Genomic DNA, 24,400 nt, shown 5'->3' with positions numbered 1-24,400 from the left:
GCCGAGCCGCTACCCGCCCAACCCCTCCCGGCCCAACCCCTCCCCGCCCAGGCCCACCCGCGCGAACAGCGCCCGCGTGCGCCCGTCGGCGGGCAGCAGCGTCTCCAGGCGCAGCCCCGCCACGGCCCGGTCCGCCGTGCCGGTCAGCCGCGTCGACGTGCTGACGAACCGCAGCACCCCGTCACCCGACTCCAGCTCCAGCACCTGCACCGGCCCCGCCTCGGGTGCGGGCGGCACCCCGAGCGCGGCCAGGTGACCGGTGATCTCCGCCAGCAGCGCCACCTGCGCGGCGTCGCCGGTGCGCTCGGCGCGGTGCCGCAGCTGCTCGCGCAGGTGCCCCGCCCACTGCGGCAGGTTCCGGACGCGGCGGGCCAGGCCGTCCGGGTGCGTGGTCAGGCGCAGCACGTTCACCGGCGGCTCCAGCAGGTGCGGCGCGCAGCCCGCCATCAGCTCGGCCGCGGCGGCGTTCGCGTCGATCAGGTCCCAGTGGTCGTCCAGCAGCAGCGCCGGGTGCGGCAGGTGTGCGTCCAGCAGGTCCCGCACGCCCGCCAGCACCGCCGGGTCCGCCGCCTCGGGCGCCACCGGGGAGCGCGGCGCGTACCCGCCCGCCAGCAGCAGCCGGTCGCGCTCGGGCTGCGGCACGTCCAGGTGCTCCGCCAGGCGCAGGATCATCTCCGGCGTCGGGTGCGCCAGCCCCGTCTCCACCCGGCTCACGTGCCGCGCCGACACCGCCGCCGCCTCCGCCAGACCCTGCTGGCTCAACGACTTTCGCCGCCGCCACGCCCGCAGCAGCACCCCCACCGGCTCGTCCACGCCCGCCAGCCTAGGGCCATGACCTCCGAGGTCATGGCGCGCCGGGCGCCCGAACGGCCACAGTCGTCGGCAGCGGCCCGACGAGAGGAACCGGACATGACCGGCTACGCGATCGCCCACCTGACCGACGTCGAGATCGGCCCCGAGGTGCTGGAGTACCTCACCCGGATCGAGTCGACGTTCGAGCCGTTCGGCGGCCGGTGGGTCGTGCACGGCCAGGCGCACGACGTCCTGGAGGGCGAGCTGCCCGGCGACCTGGTGATCATCGGCTTCCCGAGCGCCGCCCTCGCCCACGAGTGGTACGCGTCCCCGGCCTACCGGGAGATCCTGCCGCTGCGCACCCGCCACTCGCGGGCCACCGCCGTCGTGGTCGCGGGAGTCCCGGAGGGCTACCGCGCCCGGCAGACCGCCGACAAGCTCGCCTGACGCGCGGGGCCGCCCGCGACCGGCGCGCGAAGCGCCGACCGCGAGCGGCCCCCGGAACCACAGCGGAAAGCGTTTACTCCTTGTAGGCGCTGAGCAGCAGCCCCGGCGGGTTCTCCAGCAACCGCCCCAGCCGGACCGCGTCGTCCTCGGACACGGGGGAGTGCGTCATCTCCTCCCACGTCACCCGCGTCAACCCGGCCGCCTCCACCGCGCCCGCCAGGGTCGCCGCCGTCCAGTAGTGCACCCGCACCGACGCGGGCGGGTCCGCGTGGATCGTCACGGTGAACGGGTCGCCCTCCAGCAGCCCCACCGGCCGGTCCACGAAGAACCCGAAGTCGCGGGCCGCCTCGTTGTCGCAGTCCGCGTTCCCCACGTACGCCAGCAACCGCCCGCCGGGGGCCAGGTTCGAGGCGATCTGCGCGCACATGCCGTCCAGCGCCTCCCGGCTGCCCGCGTAGTGCAGCACGTTCACCGCGACGACCACGTCGAACTCGCCCAGCGCGGGCATCGTCGCCGCGTCGTGCACGTGGTAGCGCACCCCCAGCGGGCGCGCCGCCTCGGCGGCCTCGGCCAACCGGATCATCCCGGCCGACGAGTCGGTGCCCACCACCTCGGTCGCGCCGCGCTCGGCGACCAGCCGGGCGTAGATCCCGTCCCCGCACCCGACGTCCAGCACCCGCTTGCCCTCCACCGGGCCCAGCGCGCGGAAGAACGACGGGAACTCCACGTGCTCCCGGTAGAAGCCGATCGCCTTCTCGATGTCGCCGAGCTTCTCGGCCAGCGAGTCGTACTGCGTCATGGAACCCCCAGTCCGTGTCGTGGAACCGCAGTGCCCGTCGTGCCGGGCGGGCGTCAGCCCGCCGGGCGGATGGTGGCGTACGCCTGGCGCGGGGACGCCCGCAGCAGGGACGCGCCGGAGAAGACCACCTCGGCCAGCGGGAGCTTGCGGTGGTAGAAGTTCACCGACGTCGGCACGTCGAAGATCTCGCTGGACGCCAGGAAGAACGGCAGCTCGGCGAGCAGGTACCGCATGGCCCGCTCCACCTGCTCGTCGCTGGCCGTGCCCCGGTACCCCTTGAGGGCCAGCACCTCCCGGCTCATCTCGGCGCTGGTGCCCCACAGCACCTCGTCCTCGCGCAGCGCCCGCTCGCACTCGGCCAGCCGCGCCCGGTACACCTCGCCGTCCTCCAGCTCCGACATCAGGTTCAGCCCGTCGCCGGGCCGAGGCCCGCCTGCCTCCTCCCAGGCCCGGCTGACCCGGTTGCGCAGCACGTTGATCTCCGCGCGCGCCTTGCGCTCGGCCCGCCGCTCCTCGTAGCCCAGCGCCAGGTAGGTGTGCACCAGCGCCGAGTCCGGGATGACCACGTCGATCCGGTCGGACTCGCCGCGCAGCCACCCGAACAGCTCCGCCATCCTGGGCACCTGGAAGTAGCTGTTGCCGGGGCTCACGCCGAACACCACGTGCTCGCGCCGCTCCCAGATCAGCCGCGACTCCTCGGTGAACGGCTCGACGGTGAACGCGCCCCGCCGGTCGGGCTCGGGCGCGGCGCTCACGTCCACCGCCCGTGGCCGGGGCTGCCCACGCCGTCCAGGTGCCGCCTGCGCAGCTCCTGCCGCAGGATCTTGCCGGTGCCGGTCCTGGGCATGTCCTCGAAGTCGATCACGACGGGCTCCGCCAGCTCGGGCACCCCGCGCACCGCGGCGCGCCACCGCTCCCGGTCCAGCTCGCCGCCCGGCGCGGCCACGACCGGCACCGGCGGGCCGTCCGGCACCGGCAGCAGCGCCACGTCGTGGCCCCTGGGCAGGCGCTCCACGATCACGTCCTCGTGCTCCAGGCAGCTTCCGCCCGGCGTGTGGTTCACCTCCCGGTCCAGCAGCATGAGCGCGCCGGTCCTGGTCATCAGGCCGATGTCGCCGGTGTTCCACCACTCCCCGACGGCCTTCTCGCGCCACCGCTCGGGTTCCTTGTAGTAGCCGACGCAGCGGGCCTTCGTCTTGGCCAGCACGACCCCCGGCTGCCCGGTCGGCACCGGCCGGAACGTCTCCGGGTCCACGACCTTCAGCTCCACGAACCCCGGCATGGGCCGCCCGACCTTGCGCGGTCCGGGGTTCTCGTCGCGCCGCTTGTTCGCCCGGTAGCGGGTGATCATGGTCATCCCCATGCCGCCGGTCTCCGACTGCCCGTAGCCCTCGCGCCACACCGGGAACCGGTGCCTCGAGGCGTTCAGGAACACCCGGATCACCGACCAGCGCATGGCGTCGAAGTTGCCGATGAACATGCGCACGGCGGCGAACGCGTCGCCGCCGTTCTCGTCGGCGAGCGGCATCAGCCTCTGGAAGTCGATCGGCAGCGCCTCGATCACGGTGGGCCGGTGCTGCCGCAGCAGCGGGCCGACCACCTCGGGGTCGTTCTCGCTCACCAGCAGGGTCGTCGCGGGCGAGAGCGTGAGCACCGAGTAGATCCAGGTGAACGCGCGGGCGTGCACGTACGGCAGGAACATCGCGGCGACGTCGTCGCGGGTGAAGGTGAGCGGCGGCAGCTTGCGGCACTCCAGCCGCGCCATCTGCCCCTGGAGCTTCTCCGGGGTGTACATGATCAGCTTCGGGATGCCGGTCGTGCCCGAGGTGTGGGTGAGCATCATCAGCTCGTCGTCGCCGCGCGGCACGAACTCGGGCGTCGGCCCGCCCAGCAGGTCGGTCAGGCGCAGCGCGCCGGGCACGTCCCCGTCGAGGCACAGCGTCCGCTCGGCGAACGCGGAGAGCAGCTCCCCGTTCGAGTCCTCCTCCTCCAGCAGCCGCCGGGTGCCGATCAGCAGCGACGGCTCCACGCGCTGGAGCAACGGGCGCGCGGTGTCCGGCGGCAGCAGGCCCGACAGCATCACCGGGATCGCGCCCACCCGGACCGCCGCGGCGGCGATCAGCAGGCAGTCGAAGTGGTTCTCCTTGTACACCGCGACCCGGTCGCCCGCCCGCACGCCCGCCGCGTGCAGGGCGCCCGCCGTGTTCCGGACGATCTCCGCGAGCGCCGGGAGGTCGACGATCGACTGCCCCGACGGGTCGATGTCCATGGGACGGCTCAGCCGGAAGAACATCGGTTTCCCGATCTGCGCCCTGCGGTCGAACAGGAGCCCGAGACTTGTTTTCCACAATTGCATGCCTGACATTGATCCCCCATGCGGTCGAAAATTCGACGCAAAGGACGGTAGGACCGAGCTGTCAGGTGGTCAAGAAGTCGGGCGAGCTGCCTTCGGGGCTTGCGGTCGAAACCTCCGCGCTTCGGTTCCGGTGGCGGGAGCTTCGGTTCCGGGGTTGCGCCGGGGGATTGTGACGCGTGCTCACCATAATATGTCGGAAATCCGCTAGAAAATCTTCGGAATCGATTCTTGTGAAATTCCCGTCAACTCCGGCGCGAGCGCGGGGGCGCCCGGCCTTGACCCTGACACCGTGACAAGCTGTTCACTGCGGTCAGGAGGTGGCCCATGACCACGAGCGGAACCACGCGGACCGAGCAGCTCACCACGGCGCTGGCGGCCGAGGACGCCTCGGTGCGGCTCAGGGCGGCCCTGGCGGCCGGCGCGACCCCCGACCCCGCCCTGCTGGACGCGCTCGTCGGGCGCTGCGCCGTCGAACCCGACTTCTTCGTCCGCGACGCGCTCTCCTGGGCCCTCACCCGGCTCCCGGCCGCGCTCACCCTGCCCCGCCTCCGCCCCGAGCTGGCCTCCCCGCTCGCCCAGGCCAGGAGCCAGGCGCTGCACACCCTGTCCAAGGTCGCGGACCCGAGCGCGTGGCCGTGGATCACCCCGGACCTGCTGCACGCCCCCGAGCCCGAGGTCGCCAGGACCGCCTGGCGCACCGCCGCGGCCCTGGCCCCGGACGGGGAGCGGGCGCGGTTGGCCCGCGAGCTGCTGCGGCGCCTCGGGTGGGGCGACCGGGACACCCGGCGCAGCCTGAGCCGGGCCCTCGTCGACCTCGGCGAGGTGGTCAGGCCGCTCCTGGCGGAGGCCGCGCGCCACCCCGACCCCGAGGTCGCGGCCCACGCGGGCGCCACCGCGGCGCTCCTGGACGACCCCGACGCGGGGTTCGGCGGCCTCCTCGACGAGGCCGCGCGGATCGTCCTCCTGGGAAGCGCGGGGGCCGGGGAGTGCTGATCGGCGACGTCGCCCGCCAGTCGGGCGTGAGCACCCGGATGCTCCGGCACTACGACGCGCTGGGCCTGGTCCGCCCGACCGGCCGCACCACCGGCGGCTACCGCGAGTACTCCGCCGAGGACCTGCGCCGGATCCTCCACGTGGAGGGCCTGCGCTCGCTCGGCCTGACCCTCAAGCAGGTCCGCCGCGCGCTGGAGGACCCGGCGTTCACCCCGTCCGGCCTGGTCGGCGACCTGATCGCGGAGGCCGAGGACCGGCTGGCCCGCGCGCGGGAGCTGGTGGGGCGCCTGCGCGCGATCGAGACCTCCGCGCCCGACAGCTGGCGGGACGTGCTGCGCGTCGTGGAGCTGGTGCGGGGCCTCGGCTCGACGGCGCCCGCGCGCAGGCAGCAGGCCGCCCTGTCCGGCGCGGAGACCGGCGGCGCGCCCGCCGAGCTGCTGGCGGGCGCGCTCCTGGCCGAACCGGACCCGAACGTGGCGGGCGCGCTGAGCTGGGCGCTGGCCCGCTCCGGCGGCGACGGCGTCCCCACCCTCGCGGCGGGCGCGCGGTCCGCCGACCCGGACGTGCGCCGCCGCGCGGTGCGGGCGATCGGCGAGCTGCCCGACACCCCCGGCACGACCGCGCTCCTGACCGACGCCCTCACCGACCCGGACCGGTCGGTGGGCGGTCAGGCCGCGCTGGCGCTGGGCGCGCGGGGCGAGCCGGTGGCCGTGCCGCACCTGGTCGACCTGGTGGTCGAGGGCGGCGGCGACGTGGACGCGGCGGAGGCCCTGGCCGCCCTCGCCGAGGACCCGGCCCGGACCGGGCGGATCACCTCGGCGCTGGTCGACCGGCTCGCCACCGCCACCCCCGCCGCCCGCATCCGCCTCACCCAGGCCCTGGTGGAACTGCCCGGACCGGCCGCCGGGGCCGCCCTCCACGACCTGGCCTCGGACCCCGACCCGGCCGTCGCGCTGGTCGCCTCCGCCCTGCTCACGGCGCGCGGCGGGCGCTGACCCCCGCCACCGGCTCGACCAGCCACGCGACGAGCGTCCGCCACCGGTCGGGCTGTTCGGTGTCGCGCGGCCCGACCAGGTACACCTCCTCCACCAGCCCCTGCGACACCAGCCCGCGCCGGGCCGCGAACGAGCCGACCGCGCCGTAGGTGAGGTCGAGGTCGTCGTGGGGGCCCTGGTGGACCGCGACGACGGCCGTGCGCTCGGGCAGGCGCAGCGCGCGCGCCGCGCCGGGCGGCGGTTCCGCCTCGGTGGGCAGGTAGACGGTGGCGCGCCCGCCGTCGCCGGTGAACAACCCGTGCGCGTACCGGCCGCCGGGCGGCAGCACCGGCCGGTCGCCCGCCGCCACGTCGAGCTCGCGCATGGCGTCGTCGTACCAGCCCGTCCCGGAGCCGGGCGGCACGTCCAGCGAGATCGCCAGCACCCGCGCGCCCGGCAGGGTCTCCAGGGCGACGTCCCGCTCGGCGCCGGGGTCGAGCAGCTCGCGCAGCGCCTGCACCGCGCGCTGCGTGCGACCGAGCCGGTCCTCCAGCCTGCGCAGGTGCGCGGCGACGATCCCACCGGCCGCACCCGCACCGTCCTGGTCCGGGTCCGCCGCCAGGAAGCGGCGCACGTCGGCCAGCGGCAGGTCCAGCTCCCGCAACCGCCGGATCGTCAGCGCCGGGCGGACCTGTTCGGGCAGGTAGTGCCGGTACCCGCTCGCCGGGTCCACCTCGGCGGGCACGAGCAACCCCTGCTCGTGGTACCGCCGCAGCGTGCGGACGCTCAGGTGCGTGATGCGGGAGAACTCCCCGATCGTCAACCGCGCCACCACATCCCCCTCCCGGTGCTCACACCGCCGGAATGGTGCCACCGTCGACCACGAACTCCGCGCCGACCACCGAACCCGCGCGGTCCGAGGCGAGGAAGCCGATCACCTCGGCCACCTCCTCCGGCTCGGCGGGCCTGCCGAGCGGGACGCCGCCGAGCGCTTGGGCCAGCTCGGCGATCGCGGCCTCGCGGGTGAGCCCGCCCTCGCGCTCCCGGCGGGCCAGCAGCGCCTCGGACCCGTCGGTGCGGATCCACCCCGGCGCGACCGAGTTCACCCGGACCCCGCTCGGCGCGACCTCGTTCGCCAGGCCCTTGCTGTAGGTGGCGAGCGCGGCCTTGGCCGAGGCGTAGGCCAGCGTCGACCCGTGCAGCGGCAAGCGCCGCTGGATCGACGTGACGTGCACGACCGCGCCCGACCCGCGCGCCACCATGCCGGGCAGCAGCGCCCGGTCCAGGCGCACCGCCGCCAGCAGGTTCAGCGCCAGCTCCTGCTCCCACAGCCCGTCGTCGATCACCGCGTACCCACCCGACGGCGTCCGCGACCCGCCGACGACGTGCACCAGGACGTCCGGCACGCCGAGCGCGGCCACCGCACCGGCCGCCGCCGCGACGCCCTCCGGCGTGCCCAGGTCGGCCCGCACCGCGAGCGGCCCGCCGCCCTCGGGCGCGCGGGCGACGGTCACCACACGCGCCCCCTCGTCGGCGAGCCGCCGCGCCACGGCCGCCCCCGTCCCCCTGCTGCCACCGGCCACGACGGCCAGCCGCCCCACCAGGTCACCCCTGCCCGCTGCGCTCATGCCGGGAACGGTGGGGCCTCTCCCGGGGGGAGGGTCAAGCCGCTCAGCCGGACACGGCGGTGCGCGTCCACTGCTGGTTCGCCCCGCCGTTGCACGGGTACTGCTTGAGCACCACCCCGTCGGCCGTCGACGAGGACGGCACGTCCACGCACTTGCCGCTGTGCCTGGCCCTCAGCTGGAAGTGGCTGCCCGACGCGACCAGCTGGAACTCCTGGTTCGCCCCGGTCCCGCAGGTGTACTGCACCAGCTCGGCCCCGTCCGCCGTCGACGCGCTCACCACGTCGAGGCACCGCCCGCTGTTCCTGCTCACGATCCGCCAGTGCCCGCCGCCCGCGTCCTGGAACTGCCACTGCTGCCAGGGGTTCCCGCCGTACGCGTACTGCCCGACGCGCGCCCCGTTGTCGCCGTTCGGCTGCTGCACGTCCATGGACTTGCCGCTGTGCCGCACGTCGACCCGGTAGTTCGTGGTCGGCGGCGTCGACCCGTCACCCCAGGCGTGCCGCAGCCGGTCGGCCCCGGAGGCGTTGCGGACGGTCAGGTTCAGGTCGGTCCCGCTGCCGCTGAGCGCGTACAGCGAGTACGAGTCGTACCCGAGGTTCCCGGTCGGCTTGCCGCCCAGCGCGGGCCAGTACGTGCCGCCCATCCCGTTGTCGCGCATCACCTGCGCCATGGCGCGGATGTGGCGCACGAAGTTGTCGGCGCTGCCCGCGTCGGCGTAGTCGAGCCCGGTGGACATCGGCGCGCCGAACTCCGTGGCGACCGCGCGCGAGGCGCAGTTGCCCAGGCGGGTCTGGATGTGGCCGCGGAAGGCGTCGTAGGTCATCGCCTCGTAGAAGAACGCGTAGTGGTGGAAGGAGAGCAGCGTCGAGGCGAACCTGCTGTCGCCGCACACGTCCCGCAGGTCCTGGCTGTACCCGGTGCCGCCGATCAGCACCCGGCCGGGCGGGGCGGTGGGGTGGGTGGCGAGCCAGCCCGCCGCGACGTCGCGCCACTGCGCGGAGGTGTAGCCGTGCGGCTCGTTCATCGGCTCGAAGTACACGCTGCCGCTGGACGCGTACGCGCCGACGATCCCCGCCCACATGCTGTGCCACGCGGCGGTGTTCGTGATCCGCCCACCGGAGGCCGCGCCGTCCTCCCAGTAGGCCAGGATCACCTTGAACCCGCGCGCGGTGGCCGCGTCGACGGCGCCCCGGTAGGCGTTCCACCAGGTCGTGTCGGCCACGGTGTGGGTGTTCACCGGGAGCCGCACGGTGTTGACGCCCAGCGTGCCCGCCAGGTCGTCGTAGAGGGCGTTGGCCTTGGCGCGGACGGTCGCGTTGCTGTCGGAGCGGCTGAGCCCCTGGGGGACGAGCGCGGTGGTGCTGAAGTTGTCGCCCAGCACGGCCCAGTTCACCCCCCGGAACTGGTTGGTCGCGGCCCGCGCCTCGGGCGCCGGGGCGACCAGGCAGGCCAGCGCGGTGAGCGCGACCGCCACCAGGGCCGGCGGCCGGGCGGACCCCGGCGGCCGGGTGGGGGACCCGGAAGTCTGCTTGGCACGTCGATCCACGCTTCGCCTCCTCGCGAGCAGGACTCGTGGCACCGCCGACGTATTCCGGGAGATACGGCCGGGAGCGTTCCCGACCGACCGTAGCGCAGGGTTTTCGAGGCTGACAAGGACCGGTGCCGGCGCCCGCTCAGCCCCGTCCCGGCAGCAGCGCCCCCAGGATCCGCCCGAGGTCCGCGTCCCCCGGCGGCTCGCCGTGCGCCTGCTCCCACATCACCACCCCGTGGAACACCAGGTGCGCGATCACCCCCGCGTCCCCCACCGGCTCGCCCCGCTCGGCAGCCCTGGCCAGCGCCCGGTGGAACGCCCCCAGCGTGCGCGCGTTCGCCGCCCGCACCAGCTCGCCCAGCTCCGGCGCCCCGGTCGTCGCCGCCGCGATCAGCGCCCGCCCCTCGGGCCTGCCCGCGTTGTCCCGGATCACGGTCATCAGCGCCAGCAGGTCCCCGCGCAGCGACCCGGCGCCCGGATCGGCGTCGTAGCGCGCGAGCAGCGGTTCCACCACGTCCGCCAGCAGCGCGGCCTTCGTCGGCCACCGCCGGTAGAGGGTCGTGCGGTTCACGCCCGCCGCCCTGGCCACGCCGTCCATGGTGACGCCGGTGAAACCCGCCCTGGCCAGCTCGGCCAGGGTCGCGGCGCGCACCGCCTCCACCACCTGGCGGCTGCGCGGCCCGTGCTGCACCCCCCTGGTGCGCCTGCTCGGCTCGGTCACCGGCAGAGCCTAACCGCCCGGCAAATGGCACCACAGTGTTGCCTTTTGTCGACCGCAGCGGTTACCGTCCCCGGACCCACCGAGAGGACCCCGCCATGACCACCGCCGACGTGTCCGCCCACCCCCTGGCCGACCTGATCTCCCTCGCCGGACGCCGCGCCGTCGTCACCGGCGGAGGGCGCGGCCTCGGCAAGGCCATCGCCCTGCGCCTGGCCGAGGCGGGCGCCGACCTGCTGATCGGTGACGTCGACGAGGCCCTCGCCACCTCCGCCGCCGAGGACGTCGCCCGCCTGCACGGCGTCCGAGCCCTCGGCTGCGCCATGGACGTCACCGACAGCGCCTCGGTCGCCGCCGCCGCCGACCGCGCGGTCGACGAGCTGGGCGGCCTGGAGGTCTGGGTCAACAACGCGGGCGTCTTCCCCGCCGTCCCCGCGCTGGAACTGGCCGACGACACCTGGGACCGCGTGTTCGCGGTGAACGCGCGCGGCACGTTCGTCGGCGCCCGCGAGGCCGCCAAGCGCATGACCTCGGGCGGCGCGATCGTGAACATCGTGTCCACGGCGGGCTTCCGGGGCAGCGCACCGGGCCTGGCCGCCTACGTCGGCTCCAAGCACGCCGTCCGCGGCCTGACCCGCGAACTGGCCCTGGAACTGGCCCCGCTCGGCATCCGAGTGCTCGGCGTCGCCCCCAGCCACGTCCCCACCGAGGGCAACCTCGCCGCCGCAGCCGCCGCACCCCGCCCCGCCGACCAGCCCCCGACCCCGCTCATGCTCAACGGCCCGATCGGCCGCCCCGGCGTGCCCGACGACATCGCCCGCGTGGCCCTGTTCTGCGCCTCGGACCTGGCCGCCTTCATGACCGGCAGCACCCTGCTCGCGGACGGCGGCAGCACCGCCTGACCGTCACCCCGCGGCGGGCGCGCCCTCGTCCCGCGCTCGCCGCGCCGCCGCCGGGACCACCCGCTCCAACCGCAGCACCGCCACCCCCGCCAGCCCGTTCACCGCCGCCAGCGCCAGCCACGGCAACCAGTGCCGCACCTCGAACAGCGACGTGAAGAACGCGGGCCCCACGATGCCCGCCGCGGTGAACGAGTACTGGAACGAGGCCAGGTACCGCCCCCGCGCGGACGGCGGGGCCAGCGCCGTGGCCAGCGCCATCGACACCGGCGCGTGCACCAGTTCCGCCGCCGTGAACAGCGCCGTCGCCACCAGCAGCACCGGGAGCACCCGGGGCAGGCGTCCCGGCCCGAGCGCCGCGAACAGCAGGCACCACCCCGCCCACAGCGCGGCGGCGGCCACCAGCACCCTGGTCCGCCGGAACGGGGCCAACCGCCGCACCACGGGCGCGGCCAGCAGCGACAGCACCAGCGTGTTGCCCACCAGCACCACCGGCGCCAGCCACGCGGGCGCCCGCAGCGCCTCCACCACGAAGACCGGCAGCCCGAGCGCCAGCATCAGGCTGGTCATCGCGAACACCGAGTTGATCCCGGTGAGCGCCAGGAACGGCCGGTCGCGCAGCATCGCCCGGTACCCGCCGTCGCCCGCCGTCTCGCGCTCCCGCCTCGGCGCGCGCACGAACGCCCCGATCGCCGCCCCCGCCAGCAGGTAGCACGCCGCCGAGCCGACCGCGACGCCCCGGTGGACGGGGTCCTCGTCGGAGGTGACCACCACCGCCGTGACCAGCCCGCCGACGCCCAGCCCCGCCGTGCGGGCCATGTTCGCCCAGGCGAACCACTGGTCCTTGCTCATCGCCCTGGTGCTGCCGTCGGCGAAGTCCGCGACGGCGGTGAACACGCTCGACCAGAAGAACCGCACGCCGACCGCCACCAGCCCGGAGCTCAGGAAGATCCCCGCAGGCCCGTCCACCGCTGTGTAGGCCAGGTATCCCAGCCCCTGCGCGAACTGCGCGCCCACCACCAGCGGCAGCGGCCCGACCCGGTCGGCCAGCCGGCCCGCCAGCACCGGGATCGGCAGGGTGAGCGTGTTCGCCAGGCTCACCAGCACCCCGATCAGGGTGAGCGGCACCTCGGTGAGCCTGGTGAAGAACAGCAGCGCCAGCGGCACGAACATCCCGTTGCCCACCGAGTCCACCACCAGCGCCGCGATCAGCGCCGGACCGCCCCTGCTCCTCGTCGACGCCATGAGTCCCAGGCCCCCCGGTTCCCCGCGATCCGCTGCGGCGGCTGGTGACGCTAGCGCGGGGGAGCGCCAGCGCGGAAACCGTTTTCCACCCGGTGCCCGGACCACGCCCGACGCCGGGTTCGCCTTCCCGATGCGCGGCGAACACCCCTCCGGGGCCTGCCTTGACGCGCCCGCCGCGCGGTGGTCTCGTCAGAGCGCAAGGGAAACCGGTGGGCGACCTCGCCGCTGCGCGCACCCGTCGCAGGACAAGGAGAAGCGATGACCACCAGCAAGCCGATCGCCGCGCTCGCCGCCGCTCTGCTCGCGCTCGCCGCCGCACCCGGCGCGCACGCGGCCACCGCCGTCGCGGACGCCGAGGCACTGGCGACCTGCGAGTTCGCGGGCACGCTCTGCCTGTGGGACCGGACCGGCTTCACCGGGACCCGCTTCACCGCCTCCCCGTTCCCGCCCGGCACCGCCACCTGCGTCGACCTGGTCGAGCACGGCTGGGGCGAGCGGGCCCGCTCGGCGGTCAACACCTCCACCAGGACCATGGCGCTGTTCCTCACCGACGACTGCACCGGCCACCCGTACCCGGTCGACGCGGGCTCCAGCCAGTCCGAGCTGACCATCGCGGCCAACAGCGCCTGGGTGCAGTGAGCCCGGTCCGCGGCGCACGCCCCGGACCTCGTCCGCGCGGGCCGGGCCAGTGACGGCGCTCCAGCCCGACGACGCTGCCCGGCGCGCGGGGCGGGGTGCGGCTGCTCCGCCTCCCCGGCACCAGGAAGCCGACCATCCTCTGTGGACTGACCGTGCTGCGGGCGCGTTCGCCCGCGCCCGCAGCACGCCGGTCAGCCGCCGTGGACGGTCAGCACGTCGGTCAGGCGGTCGCCGACCCACACCACCTGGCCGGTGAACGTCACCGGCGTGTCGACCGCGACGCGGCGGGTGCTCACCGGGATCTTCACCGTCGTCGTGCCCTCCGGCACGACCCGGCTGCCCGTCGGGTTGGCCGCGTACAGGTCGTCGCTGGAGAGGAAGAAGTACGTGCCGCCCTTCAGGACCGGGCCGCTGAACACCAGGGTGGCGGTGGCCGTGTCGCCGCCCTTGACGGCGTTCGGGCTGATCGTCAGCGACGACAGCACCGGCGGGGGCGCGGTCGCGGTCAGGCGGACGCTGTAGAGGCCGTCCGCGCCCTGGACGGTCTTCGTCGCCAGCACGTTGTCCTTCGGGTACACCTGCTGGTCGGCGGTGGCCGCCCCGATCCGGTAGGTGCCCGCGCTCAGCGGGACGCTGGTGGAGCGGTCGCCGTTCGGGCTGGTGCTCTGCTCGACCGAGGACAGCGAGCCGTCCGCCTCGACCCGGTGGAAGCCGACGCCGAGCCCGCCCCGGTCGGCGTTGTTGACCAGGCCCGCGCCGACCTGGACCGCCTCCGCGGTGTAGGCCTGGCCCTCGACGGCGGTGAACTCGAACCAGTCGACGTCCCGCGCCTGGGTCTTGCCGGGCAGCGGGTCGCGCTCCTGGCAGATGGCGCGGTGCGCGGTCTCGCCCGGCGCGATCGGGGCCGCCGCGGCGCCGGGGACGTCGTCGACCTCCCACGGGTCGGGCGCGCAGTCGACCAGCGCGTGCGCGGGGGCCGTCGCCAGGGCGGAGAGCACGAGCGCCGCGCCGGACGCGGCCAGCAGTCGGGTGAAGCGGTTCCGCATGACACTCCTGTCGGACGTCGTTCGCGGCGGCGCTTCCCACTATCGGCCAAATCGATGAAATTTCAAGTACGGCGTTCGGGGGCCCGCCCGCTCACCGGCTGAAGTCGTCCACCAGCGAGGTCACCGCCCGCTCGGCCCGCCCGCGCGTCGCCGCGCCCCGCAGCACCGCGCGCATCCCGTCCACGAACAGCGGGTCGACGCCCCGGTCCGCGCACTCGGCGCGCAGGAACCCCGCGTCGTCCGCCAGCATCCGCAGCGGGAAGTGGTCGGGCTCGTGCTCGCCCGCGTCGACCCTGCGGGCGTAACCGGGGACCAGCGAGGCCACGAACTTCAGGGTGCCCTCCAGCAGCGGCACGCCGTCCTCGGCCTTCAACCCCACCGAGCGCATCAGCGCCACGGCGTGCGTCACGGTCATCAGGCCCGCGAGGAACACGTCGAACGCGGCCAGGTCCAGCACCGCCACGACGCCCTGGTCCGGGTCCAGGTGCATCACCTCGCCCAGCGCCCCGAGGGTGTCCCGGTGCCGCTCGAACAGCTCCGGCGGCCCGCCGAGCACCGTCATCGACTCGGGGCCGCCCAGGTCCTCGGGCGTGGTGAGCGGGCACATCTTGAGGAACCCCACGCCGCGCCGCCCGGCCTCGGCGGCGGTCCGCCCGGTGTCGGCGCTGGTGCCGAGGCACACCCCCACGACGGTGCGGCCCGCGTGGTCGGCCAGCAGCTCGCGCAGCGCCTCCTGCTCGGACACGCACACCACGACCAGGCCGCGCGCGTCCGCCGGGTCCCCGAGCGCCGACGCGCCCAGCGCGAGCAGCGGCGCGGCCTTGGCGGGCGTGCGGTTCCACACCGAGGTCGGGTGGCCCGCGGCCAGGAACGCGCGGGCCAGCGCGGACCCCATCCGGCCCAGGCCGAGCACGCTCACGGGTTCGGGGTGGGGCACGCCCATCGGCTGCCTTCCTCCTCGCTGGTTCGGGCAGCCGGTGGGCCTGCCGGGACGATCACATGGGGCCGTTGAGGTTGTTGCCGCGCGCGTTGGGGTCGGTGCTGGTGTAGAAGTCCTGCATGAACTTCTGGAACTCCTGCTTGGTCAGCGAGCCGGAGCCGTCCACGTCGAGCGCGTCGAACGCCGCCTCCGGGTCCTGGATGTTCCAGGCCGAGGCGAAGGCGATGAACTCCTCGCGGGTGAGCTGCTGGCTGCCGTCGATGTCGACGTAGTCGAACAGCGCGTCCACGAACGGGATCAGCGCGGCGTTCATCGTGGTCTGGTCGGCCTCGATGTGGGCGCTGATGTACTCCGTGCGGCTGACCCGCTGGCCGGGCACCGCGCCGCTGATGCCGGACATCTGGTCCCACCACTGCATGGTCGCCGCGTGCAGCGCGCCGTACTTCGACGGGTCGGCCATGTCGCCGAGGGCGATGCGGGTCGCCTCCACGCGCTGGGTGAGGTCCTCGGGGGAGAGGAAGCCGTCGCCGTTCGCGTCGAGGGCGTCGAAGTCGGAGCCGAGCTTCTGCTCGAGCAGGTCGATGCTTGCCACGGGCTTTCCTTCCGATCGCTGATCACGTTGCACCGCCAACCCTCCTGAGGTCCGGAGGAGAGCGTCAACCGGAGCGGGGGAACAACAGCGCATCGGGTCATCATTTGCCCCCCACCGCGTGAACGGAGCCGGTCCACATCGGACTCGACGTCGCCACGCCCGCACGTGAACCCTCCTTCGAGTGAATGTCGGCCGGTTCGCCTCGGGCGGTTGCCGGTGGTCAGCGGGGCGGACGGCCCGGCGGCGCGCGGCGGTCGCGCTCCCTGCGGCGACGCGGCGGCCGTGCCCGTCGTTACTGTGCCCCGTCGTCCGGACCGGCCGGGGTCGGACCGGCTGGCGCGTCGGGCCGAGCGGGGAGGTCGGGGTGGGGGAGTCCGAGGAGCAGCGGCTGGGCCGCTACCTGCGGCAGGCGGTCGCCCAGGTCGTCCAGGCGCGCGAGCGCGTCGCCGAGCTGGAGGCGCGCGAGTCCGACCCGATCGCCGTGGTCGGCGCGGCCTGCCGGTTCCCCGGCGGCGTGCGCTCGCCCGAGGACCTGGCGCGGCTGGCGGCCGACGGCGGCGACGCGATGAGCCCGTTCCCGCTGGACCGGGGCTGGCCCGCCGACCTGCACGACCCCGACCCGGACGCGCCCGGCCGCACCTACGTGCGCGAGGGCGGCTTCCTGCCCGACGCTGCCCTGTTCGACCACGGGTTCTTCGGGATCTCCGCCCGCGAGGCGGCCACGACCGACCCGCAGCAGCGGTTGCTGCTGGAGATCGCCTGGGAGGCGCTGGAGCGCGCCCGGATCGTGCCCGCGACCCTGCGCGGCAGCCGGACCGGCGTGTTCGCGGGCGTCATGTACGGCGACTACGGCCGCCTGCCCGGCACGGACGCGCGCGGGCTGGAGGGCCACCTGGTCACCGGCGTCGCGGGCAGCCTCGCGGCGGGCCGGATCGCCTACCTGCTGGGCCTGGAGGGGCCCGCGATCGCGCTGGACACCGCCTGCTCCTCGTCGCTGGTCGCGCTGCACCTGGCGGTGCGGTCGCTGCGCTCGGGCGAGTGCGACCTGGCGCTGGCGGGCGGCGTCGCGGTGATGTCCACCCCCGACGCGTTCACCGGCTTCGCCCGGCACCGCGCGCTCGCCCCCGACGCCCGCTGCAAGCCGTTCGCCGCGGACGCGGACGGCGCGGTGTGGGGCGAGGGCGCGGGCCTGCTGGTGCTGCAACGGCTCTCCCGCGCCCGCCGCGAGGGGCGCCCGGTGCTGGCGCTGGTGCGCGGCAGCGCGGTCAACTGCGACGGCGCGTCCAACGGCCTGACCGCGCCGAACGGGCGCGCGCAGCGGGCGGTGATCCGCGCGGCGCTCGCGGACGCCCGCCTGGAACCGGCCGAGGTCGACTACGTGGAGGCGCACGGCACCGGGACCCCGCTGGGCGACGAGGTCGAGCTGCGCGCGCTGCGGGAGGTCTACGGCGCGGCGCGCGGGGCGGGGCGGCCGATGCCGATCGGCTCGGTCAAGGCGAACGTCGGCCACGCCCAGAGCGCGGCGGGCGTGTGCGGGGTGCTGAAGGTGGTCGAGGCGATGCGCACCGGGCTCCTGCCGGGCACCCGGATCGCGGGGCCGCTGAGCGGGCACGTCGACTGGGGCTCGTGCGGCCTGGTGGTGGCGCGGGAGAGCGGGCCGTGGCCGGACTCGGGCGGGCCGCGCCGGGCGGGGGTGTCGTCGTTCGGGTTCAGCGGCACGAACGCCCACGTGGTCCTGGAGCAGGCGCCCGACGAGGCGGCCTCCGCTGGGGCGGCCTCTGGTGGGACGGCCTCCGCTGGGGCGGCTCCAGGGGAAGCGGCTCCCGGCGGAGCGTTCCTCGGTGCGGCTCCCGCGGAAGCACCCCCGCTGGAAGCACCCCCGCTGGGAGCAACCCCGGCAACCGCCGCCCGCGCCGCCACCCCGGCGCTGTGGCCGGTGTCCGGGCGCACGCCGGGCGCGGTGCGCGAGCAGGTCGCCCGGCTCGCGGGCGTGGCCGGGTCGCCGCACGACGTCGGCCACTCGCTCGCCACCACCCGCACCGCGTTCGAGCACCGCACCGCCCTGGTGGACGGCGGCCCGCCGGGACCGGTCGACGTGGTCCCCGAGCACCCGCGCACCGCGTTCCTGCTCACCGGCGACCTGCCCCACGACGCCGACCCGCGCGTCCACCCGGTGTTCACGGCCGCGCTCGACGAGGTCCGCGCGGAGGCCGCCCGGCAGGACCCGGCCCGCGCGAAGGCGCCCGAGACCACCAGGTTCGCGGTCCAGGTCGCCACCGCGCGGCTGTTCGCCTCCTGGGGCGTGACCCCGGACCTGCTGATCGCCGACGCCGCCGCCACCGGTCACCTGACCGGGGCGCTCGACCTGCCCGCCGCGGTCCGGCTCCTCCTCGCCGAACCGGCCGAGACCCCGCACCCGGACCTCCCCGGCGCGCTCGCCGCCGAGAAGATCACCACCGCCCTGGTCGTCGGCTCCTGCGACCCGGCGCCCGACGTGGTCCTCGTGCCCGCGCTGGGCCCGGACGGCCCGCGCGCCGCCGTGACCGCGCTCGGCCGGTTGTGGTCGCGCGGCGCGGCCGTCGACTGGACCGCCTTCCACGCCGGGTCCGGCGCGCGCGCCGTGGACCTGCCGACCTACCCGTTCCAGCGCACCCGGCACTGGCTCGACACCGCGCCCGCGACCGGGACCGGCGCGCTGGCCGAGCGGCTGACCGAGCCGGGCGCGGACCGCAGGGCGCTGGTGCTGGCGGCGGTGCGCGAGCAGGCCGCCGAGGTGCTCGGGCTCGCCGACACCGGCGGACTCGGCGAGCACCGGCCGTTCCACGAGCTCGGCTTCGACTCGTTCGACGCGGTCGAGCTGCGCGACCGGCTCGCCGGGCTGTGCGGCGCGCCGCTCCCGCCGACGGCCGTGTTCAGCCACCCCACGCCCGCCGCCCTCGCCGACCACCTGGTCGCCGAGGTGCTGCCCGCGCCGAGGCCGCCGGGGCACGCCGAGGTCGAGCGGCTGGAGCGGTTGCTGGTCGAGCTGCCGCCGGAGCGCGCGGCGGAGCTGGTGGACCGGTTGCGCGCGCTCACCGTCCCCGACGACCTGCGCTCGGCCTCCCCGGACGACCTGCTCGACCTGATCGACGCCGAGTTCGGGCGCGCGCACTAGAGAGGACGGGCCGTTGTCGGACGAGGCGAGGCTGGTCGACTACCTGAAGCGCACCGCGGCCGACCTGCGCGTCGCGCGGGCTCGGGTCGCGGAGCTGGAGGCGCGGCAGCACGAGCCCGTCGCGGTCGTGGGCATGGCGTGCCGGTTCCCCGGCGGCGTCGAGGACGCGGCCGGGCTGTGGCGGCTGGTGCGCGAGGAGCGCGACGCGATCACCCCGTTCCCCGAGGACCGGGGCTGGGACGTCACCTACGACCCCGATCCGGACCGGCCCGGCGCCTCGTGCACCAGGGAGGGCGGGTTCGTGCCGTCCGCGACCACGTTCGACGCCGCGTTCTTCGGCATCACGCCCCGCGAGGCGATGGTCATGGACCCGCAGCAGCGGCTGCTGCTGGAGACCGCGTGGGAGGCGTGCGAGCACGCGGGTGTCGACCCGGAGGTGTTGCGCGGCAAGGACGTCGGTGTGTTCGCCGGGGTGACCGAGCAGTCCTACCTCGGCTCCGACAACCCCTCCGAGCACGAGGGCTACCTGCTCACCGGGCGGCTCGGCGCGCTCGTGGCCGGGCGGGTGGCCTACACCTTCGGCTTCGAGGGCCCCGCTGTCTCCGTGGACACCACGTGCTCGTCGTCGCTGGTCGCGCTGCACCTGGCGGTGCGGTCGCTGCGCTCGGGCGAGTCGGAGCTGGCGCTCGCGGGCGGGGTCGCGGTGAACGCCACCCCGCTGGGCTTCGTGGACTTCTCCCGCACGCGCGGGCTCGCCCCGGACGGGCGGTGCAAGTCCTACGCGGAGGCGGCGGACGGCACCACCTGGTCGGAGGGGGTCGGGCTGCTGGTGCTCCAGCGGCTCTCCGACGCGGTCCGGGACGGGCGGCGGGTGCTCGCCCTCGTGCGCGGCACCGCGATCAACTCCGACGGCGCGTCCAACGGCCTGACCGCGCCCAACGGGCGGGCGCAGCAGCGGGTGATCCGCGCGGCCCTGCGCGACGCCGGGCTGACCGCCGCGCAGGTCGACGCGGTGGAGGGCCACGGCACGGGCACCCGGCTCGGCGACCCGATCGAGGCCGACGCGCTGGTCGCGGTCTACGGCGGCGAGCGCGAGCGGCCCCTGCTGCTCGGCTCGCTCAAGTCGAACATCGGGCACGCCACGGCGGCGGCGGGCGTCGGCGGGGTGATCAAGGTGGTGCAGGCGATCCGGCACGGCCTGCTGCCGCGCACCCTGCACGTGGACCGGCCGACGCCGCTGGTCGACTGGCGCGGCGTCGAGCTGCTGGAGCGGGCGCGGCCGTGGCCCGAGACGGGGGAGCCGCGCCGGGCCGCCGTGTCGTCGTTCGGGGTGAGCGGGACGAACGCGCACGTGGTCCTGGAGCAGGCGCCCGAGGCTCCCGAGCCGGTCGGGACGCCGCCGCCGGTCGTGCCGTGGGTGCTGTCGGGCAGGTCCCCGGAGGCCGTGCGCGCGCTGGCCGACCGGCTCGGGGACGTGGACGCGCGGGTGCAGGACGCCGGGCTGGAGCTGGCCGGGCGGGCGGCGCTGCCGTGGCGGGCGGTCGCGGTGGGCGCGGACCTGGCCGAGGTGCGCGCCGGGCTGCGGGACGTCGCGCCTGCGCAGGTGGTCGGCGGGCGGGTAGCGTTCCTGTTCACCGGGCACGGCGCGCAGCACGCGGGCATGGGGTTGGCGCTGCGGGCGGGGTTCCCGGAGTTCGCGGCCGGGTTCGACGCGGCGTGCGCGGAGCTGGACCGGAGCCTGGACCGGCCGCTGCTGGAGGTGCTCGAATCCGGGGACCCGTTGGCGGACATGGCTCTCGCGCACCCCGCGCTGTTCGCCCTGCAGGTCGGGCTGACCCGGTTGTTCGCCTCGTGGGGCGTGCGGCCGGAGGCGGTGGTGGGGCACTCGATCGGCGAGTGGGCGGCGGCGCACGCGGCGGGCGCGGTGCCGCTGGCGGACGCGGCGCGCGCGGTCGTGGTCCGGGGGCGGCTGCTCGACCGGTTGCCGACCACCGGCGCGATGGCGGCCGTCGAGGCGGACGAGGACGAGCTCCGGCCGCTGCTGGGCGAGCGGGTCGGCGTCGCGGCGGTCAACGCGCCCCGGTCGCTGGTGGTGTCCGGTGACGCCGACGAGGTGGACCGGGTCGTGTCCGCGGTGGGCTCGTGGGGGCGGCGGACGTCCCGGCTCGCGATCACCCGTGCGGCGCACTCGCCGCACGTGGACGCGGTGCTGGACGAGTTCGAGCGCGAGCTGTCCGCGCTGCGGTTCACCGCGCCCGGCCTGCCGTTCGTGTCGGCGGTGACCGGGCGGCCGGTCGAGCGGCCCGACGCGGCCTACTGGCGCGCGCAGCTGCGCCTCCCGGTGCGGTTCGCGGACGCGGCGGCGGCGCTGGACGCCCCGGTGGTGCTGGAGCTGGGACCGGCGGCGGTGCTGTCCGCGCTGGTCGACGGGCCGGTGGCGGTGCCCGCGCTGCGGACCGGTCGGGCGGAGTGCCACGCGGTCGTCGACGCCCTCGGCGCGCTGTGGGCGGCGGGCGTCCCGGTGGACTGGGCCGGGTGGTTCGCGGGCAGCGGCGCTCGGCGGGTCGACCTGCCGCCGCACCCGTTCCGGCGCAAGCGGTTCTGGCTGGAGCAGTCGGCGGTCGCGGCGGGCGCGCACCCGGTGCTGGCGCACGAGGTCGAGGTCGGCGGCGCGGGACGGCTGGTGCTCAGCGGGCGGTGGCGGGGCGGGGCCTCGGCGCTGGCGGAGCTGGCGATCCACGCCGGGGACCGGGTCGGCTGCCCGCTGGTGGCCGAGCTGGTGGTCGAGCGGGAACCCGAGGCCGGTGACGTGCAGGTCGTGGTGGAGCCGGACCGGTCGTTCACCGTGCACACCCGCGCCCACGCCGCGTGGAAGCGCTGCGCGCACGGGATCTTGGCGCTCGCCGCGCGCCCGGCGCCGTTCGCGTTCGACGGCGCGGACGCCACCGCCGAGGTCGCCGACGCCGGGCGCTTCACCGTGCACCCGGACCTGCTCGACGCCGCCGTCCGCGCGCTCGGGCCGGGGGACGCGGTGCGCTGGCGCGGCCTGCGGCTGCACGCCTCGGGCGCGACGGCGGTGCGGATCAAGGTGGACGGCGACCGGGTCCTGATGTCCGCAGTGGACGGACAGCCGGTGCTCTCCGCCGAGATCGCGCTGGGACGGCTCGCCCCGCCGGTCGACACCCCGGTCTTCGGGCTCGACCGCGTGCCGATCACCGTGGAGCGCGGCCGACCGCGCGAGACGCCGGTCCGCGTCACCGGTCCCGACGACGGTCCCGGCGCGCTGGCGGCGGCGCTCGGGGCGCTCGACCTGGTCAAGGCGCACCTGGCCGCCGACCGCGCCGACCGGCTGGTGCTCCTCGCCCCGCTGGACGCGCTGGCCACCGCGACCCTGCGGGGCCTGGTGCGCGCGGCGCACGCCGAGGCCCCGGACCGGGTCGCGCTGATCACCACCGACGACCACCCCGCGTCCCGCGCGCTGCTGGGCGACGTGATCGCCTCCGGCGAGCCCGAGGCCGACCTGCGCGCGGGCGTGGTGACCGTGCCGCGCGTGGTGCGCGTCGAGCCCGCGCTCGCCGCGCCGTGGCGGCCGGGGACCGTGCTGGTCACCGGCGGCGAGGGCGCGCTCGGGCGGGTCGTGGCCCGCTACCTGGCCGGGCAGCCGGGGGTGCGGGTGCTGCCGGTCGGGCGCACCGCGCGCGTGGCCTGCGACGTGACCGACCGGGACGCGGTGCTCCGGCTCGTGGCCGGGCTGCCGGACCTGAGCGGGGTCGTGCACGCGGCGGGCGCGCTGGACGACGGCCTGATCACCGGGCTGTCCGCCGAGCGCGCGGAAGCCGTGCTGCGCCCCAAGGTCCTGGGCGCCTGGAACCTGCACGAGGCGACCCTGGACCGCGACCTGGGCGCGTTCACCCTGTTCTCCTCCATCGCGGGCGTCGTGGGCAGCGCCGGGCAGAGCGCCTACGCGGCGGCGAACACCTTCCTGGACGGCCTGGCCGAGCACCGGCGCGCCCTCGGGCTCCCGGCGACCTCCGTGCTGTGGGGCGCCTGGGACACCGGCCTGGCGGGCGGCATGACCGAGGCCGACCGGGAGCGCGTCGCGGCGGCCGGGTTCGGCCTCGTCACGGCGCGGACCGGCCCGGACCTGCTCGACGCGGCGGTGCGCGTGGGGCGGCCGGTGGTGGTGGCCACCCCGTGGCGGCCCGCCGAGGGCCGGGTGCCCCCGCTGTTCGCCGGACTGGCCCCGGCGCCCGCCAGACCGGTGTGCGGCGAGGCCGCGCTCCCCCCGCTGGAGCTGGTGCTGCGCGAGACCGCGCGGATGCTGGGCCGACCGGTGCGGCCGGGGGAGTCGTTCGCGGACCTGGGCTTCGGCTCGCTGGCGTCCGTGGAGCTGCGCAACCGGTTGGCGGCGGCCACCGGCGGGAAGCTCCCCGTGAGCCTGGTGTACGACCACCCGACGCCGCAGGCCGTCGCCGCGTTCCTGGAACGCGCCTCCGACTCGCGGTCCGCAGTGGACCTGTGGGCGGACGTCGTGCTCCCGCAGGAGATCACGGCCGCCGCCGAGGTCGTCACCACCGTGACCGAGCCGCGCGAGCTGCTGCTCACCGGCGCGACCGGGTTCGTCGGCGCGTTCCTGCTGCGCGACCTGCTGGCGGGCACCGGCGCGCGCGTGCACTGCCTGGTGCGCGGGGAGGACGGCCTGGCCCGGCTGCGCGCGAACCTGGACTGGTACCGGGTGGAGGTCGACCTGGACCGGGTCACGGTGGTCGCGGGCGACCTCGCGCGACCGCTGCTCGGCCTGTCCGAGGAGGTGTTCGACGACCTGGCGCGCCGGGTGGACGGCGTCTTCCACGCGGGCGCCGAGGTGAACTGGCTGCGCCCCTACGAGGACCTCAGGGCGGCCAACGTCGGCGGCACGCGCGAGGTGCTGCGGCTGGCCGCCCGGCACCGGACCGTTCCCGTGCACCACGTCTCGTCCACCGCCGTGTTCTCCGAGGCGGTCGTCGACCGGCCCGGCCCGCACGACCCGACCGGCTCGCCCGAGAAGCTCCGCAACGGCTACGCGCGCAGCAAGTGGGTCGCCGAGCGGGTGGTGGACCTGGCGCGCGAGCGCGGCATCCCGGTCACCGTGCACCGGGCCGACGTGGTGTGCGGCGACCAGGTCAACGGCGCCTGCCAGACGCGGGACTTCGTGTGGCTGAGCGTGAAGGGCGTCGTGCAGGCGGGCGCGGCCCCGGTCGGGCTGGACGGCCCGGTGCACCTGGTGCCGGTCGACTACGTCAGCGCCGCCATCACCGCGATCGCCCGGCGCCCCGCGGGCGGCACGTTCCACCTGCACAACCCCGACGGCGGCACGTACGGCGAGCTGCTGGAGCACCTGCGCTCGTTCGGCTACCCGGTGCGCCCGGTCGACCTGCCCGAGTTCCGCTCGCTGGTGGACCGGGACAACGCGCTCGCGCCGCTGCTCGACTCGTTCGCGGACCTGGTCGAGGGCCGGGTGTTCTACCCGCGCCTGGACACCTCCGACACCGCCGCCGCGCTCGCGGGCACCGGCGTCACCTGCCCGGAGATCGACAAGGACCTGGTCGCCCGGTACGTCAACTTCTTCGTGCGCGCGGGCTGGTTCCCCGCCACGTGACCGTTGGGA

At 75.9% G+C, this 24,400-nt stretch carries 17 protein-coding genes and 2 pseudogenes; 7 read left to right on the top strand and 12 right to left on the bottom strand.

Annotation, left to right across the window (positions count from 1 at the left end):
* Positions 1-9: 9 nt before the first annotated feature.
* Positions 10-813 carry a helix-turn-helix domain-containing protein gene (locus CNX65_RS23100; RefSeq protein WP_232519968.1) on the bottom strand — a complete coding sequence of 268 codons (804 nt, stop codon included), beginning with the start codon at positions 811-813 and terminating at the stop codon, positions 10-12.
* A 96-nt stretch (positions 814-909) separates the two neighbouring features.
* Here CNX65_RS23100 and CNX65_RS23095 point away from each other — a divergent pair, with 96 nt between their 5' ends.
* Positions 910-1,239, top strand: a complete 330-nt coding sequence (locus tag CNX65_RS23095) for a DUF1330 domain-containing protein (RefSeq protein ID WP_096495640.1) — start codon at positions 910-912, stop codon at positions 1,237-1,239.
* 73 nt (positions 1,240-1,312) lie between these two features.
* Here CNX65_RS23095 and CNX65_RS23090 read toward each other — a convergent pair whose 3' ends face one another.
* From CNX65_RS23090 to CNX65_RS23080, 3 genes are read right to left on the bottom strand one after another with little or no spacing between them, the layout of a single operon-like run.
* A complete protein-coding gene (locus tag CNX65_RS23090) occupies positions 1,313-2,038 on the bottom strand; it encodes a class I SAM-dependent methyltransferase (protein WP_096495639.1) in 726 nt (241 codons plus the stop codon).
* 53 nt (positions 2,039-2,091) lie between these two features.
* On the bottom strand, positions 2,092-2,793 hold the full coding sequence (locus CNX65_RS23085; protein ID WP_096497947.1) for a tRNA-dependent cyclodipeptide synthase: 702 nt from the start codon (positions 2,791-2,793) through the stop codon (positions 2,092-2,094).
* Positions 2,790-4,394 carry a class I adenylate-forming enzyme family protein gene (locus CNX65_RS23080; protein ID WP_232519967.1) on the bottom strand — a complete coding sequence of 535 codons (1,605 nt, stop codon included), beginning with the start codon at positions 4,392-4,394 and terminating at the stop codon, positions 2,790-2,792. The genes CNX65_RS23085 and CNX65_RS23080 overlap by 4 nt, the downstream gene beginning before the upstream one ends.
* A gap of 324 nt (positions 4,395-4,718) precedes the next feature.
* On the opposite strand from CNX65_RS23080, the gene CNX65_RS23075 reads away from it, so the two are divergent.
* Together CNX65_RS23075 and CNX65_RS23070 are read left to right on the top strand one after the other, a co-directional pair.
* Positions 4,719-5,387, top strand: a complete 669-nt coding sequence (locus CNX65_RS23075; protein ID WP_096495637.1) for a hypothetical protein — start codon at positions 4,719-4,721, stop codon at positions 5,385-5,387.
* Entirely contained in the window at positions 5,381-6,382 is a 1,002-nt protein-coding gene (locus CNX65_RS23070; RefSeq protein WP_096495636.1) for a HEAT repeat domain-containing protein, read from the top strand. Before CNX65_RS23075 ends, CNX65_RS23070 begins: the two co-directional genes overlap by 7 nt.
* Here CNX65_RS23070 and CNX65_RS23065 read toward each other — a convergent pair.
* The 4 genes from CNX65_RS23065 to CNX65_RS23050 all read right to left on the bottom strand — a co-directional run bounded on the left by CNX65_RS23065 (position 6,360) and on the right by CNX65_RS23050 (position 10,241).
* A complete protein-coding gene (locus CNX65_RS23065) occupies positions 6,360-7,193 on the bottom strand; it encodes a MerR family transcriptional regulator (protein WP_232519966.1) in 834 nt (277 codons plus the stop codon). The two genes, CNX65_RS23070 and CNX65_RS23065, sit on opposite strands and share 23 nt — an antisense overlap.
* A 19-nt stretch (positions 7,194-7,212) precedes the next feature.
* Entirely contained in the window at positions 7,213-7,989 is a 777-nt protein-coding gene (locus CNX65_RS23060) for an SDR family oxidoreductase (protein WP_096495634.1), read from the bottom strand.
* Positions 7,990-8,032: 43 nt separating this feature from the next.
* The gene (locus CNX65_RS23055) at positions 8,033-9,535 is read right to left on the bottom strand and encodes an RICIN domain-containing protein (protein ID WP_096495633.1); all 1,503 of its coding nucleotides are present in this window, start codon (positions 9,533-9,535) and stop codon (positions 8,033-8,035) included.
* 127 nt (positions 9,536-9,662) lie between these two features.
* Positions 9,663-10,241: a TetR/AcrR family transcriptional regulator gene (locus CNX65_RS23050; RefSeq protein WP_096495632.1), complete on the bottom strand. Its 579-nt coding sequence runs from the start codon at positions 10,239-10,241 to the stop codon at positions 9,663-9,665.
* A gap of 95 nt (positions 10,242-10,336) precedes the next feature.
* Here CNX65_RS23050 and CNX65_RS23045 point away from each other — a divergent pair, with 95 nt between their 5' ends.
* Positions 10,337-11,140, top strand: coding sequence for an SDR family NAD(P)-dependent oxidoreductase (locus CNX65_RS23045; RefSeq protein WP_096495631.1), 804 nt, complete (start codon positions 10,337-10,339; stop codon positions 11,138-11,140).
* A 3-nt stretch (positions 11,141-11,143) separates the two neighbouring features.
* Here CNX65_RS23045 and CNX65_RS23040 read toward each other — a convergent pair whose 3' ends face one another.
* Complete coding sequence (locus CNX65_RS23040; protein ID WP_096495630.1) at positions 11,144-12,382, bottom strand: MFS transporter; 1,239 nt, start codon at positions 12,380-12,382, stop codon at positions 11,144-11,146.
* A gap of 258 nt (positions 12,383-12,640) precedes the next feature.
* On the opposite strand from CNX65_RS23040, the gene CNX65_RS23035 reads away from it, so the two are divergent.
* On the top strand, positions 12,641-13,021 hold the full coding sequence (locus CNX65_RS23035) for a peptidase inhibitor family I36 protein (protein WP_096495629.1): 381 nt from the start codon (positions 12,641-12,643) through the stop codon (positions 13,019-13,021).
* Positions 13,022-13,212: 191 nt separating this feature from the next.
* Here the strand turns inward: CNX65_RS23035 and CNX65_RS23030 are convergent, their stop codons facing one another.
* The 3 genes from CNX65_RS23030 to CNX65_RS23020 all read right to left on the bottom strand — a co-directional run bounded on the left by CNX65_RS23030 (position 13,213) and on the right by CNX65_RS23020 (position 15,599).
* On the bottom strand, positions 13,213-14,067 hold the full coding sequence (locus CNX65_RS23030; protein WP_096495628.1) for a hypothetical protein: 855 nt from the start codon (positions 14,065-14,067) through the stop codon (positions 13,213-13,215).
* Positions 14,068-14,158: 91 nt separating this feature from the next.
* Entirely contained in the window at positions 14,159-15,010 is an 852-nt protein-coding gene (locus CNX65_RS23025; RefSeq protein ID WP_096495627.1) for an NAD(P)-dependent oxidoreductase, read from the bottom strand.
* Between the two features lie 52 nt (positions 15,011-15,062).
* Complete coding sequence (locus CNX65_RS23020) at positions 15,063-15,599, bottom strand: EF-hand domain-containing protein (RefSeq protein WP_177154323.1); 537 nt, start codon at positions 15,597-15,599, stop codon at positions 15,063-15,065.
* Between the two features lie 373 nt (positions 15,600-15,972).
* On the opposite strand from CNX65_RS23020, the pseudogene CNX65_RS23015 reads away from it, so the two are divergent.
* Both CNX65_RS23015 and CNX65_RS23010 read left to right on the top strand, forming a co-directional pair.
* A pseudogene (locus CNX65_RS23015) lies at positions 15,973-18,753 on the top strand (type I polyketide synthase); the annotation flags it as partial.
* 25 nt (positions 18,754-18,778) lie between these two features.
* A pseudogene (locus tag CNX65_RS23010) lies at positions 18,779-24,391 on the top strand (thioester reductase domain-containing protein); the annotation flags it as partial.
* Positions 24,392-24,400: the final 9 nt, after the last annotated feature.

It is taken from the genome of Actinosynnema pretiosum, from assembly GCF_002354875.1.
GTDB classification, from domain to species: domain Bacteria; phylum Actinomycetota; class Actinomycetes; order Mycobacteriales; family Pseudonocardiaceae; genus Actinosynnema; species Actinosynnema auranticum.
The sequence above is the reverse complement of the archived record's forward strand: the minus strand, read 5'-3'. Positions and strand labels throughout refer to the sequence as shown.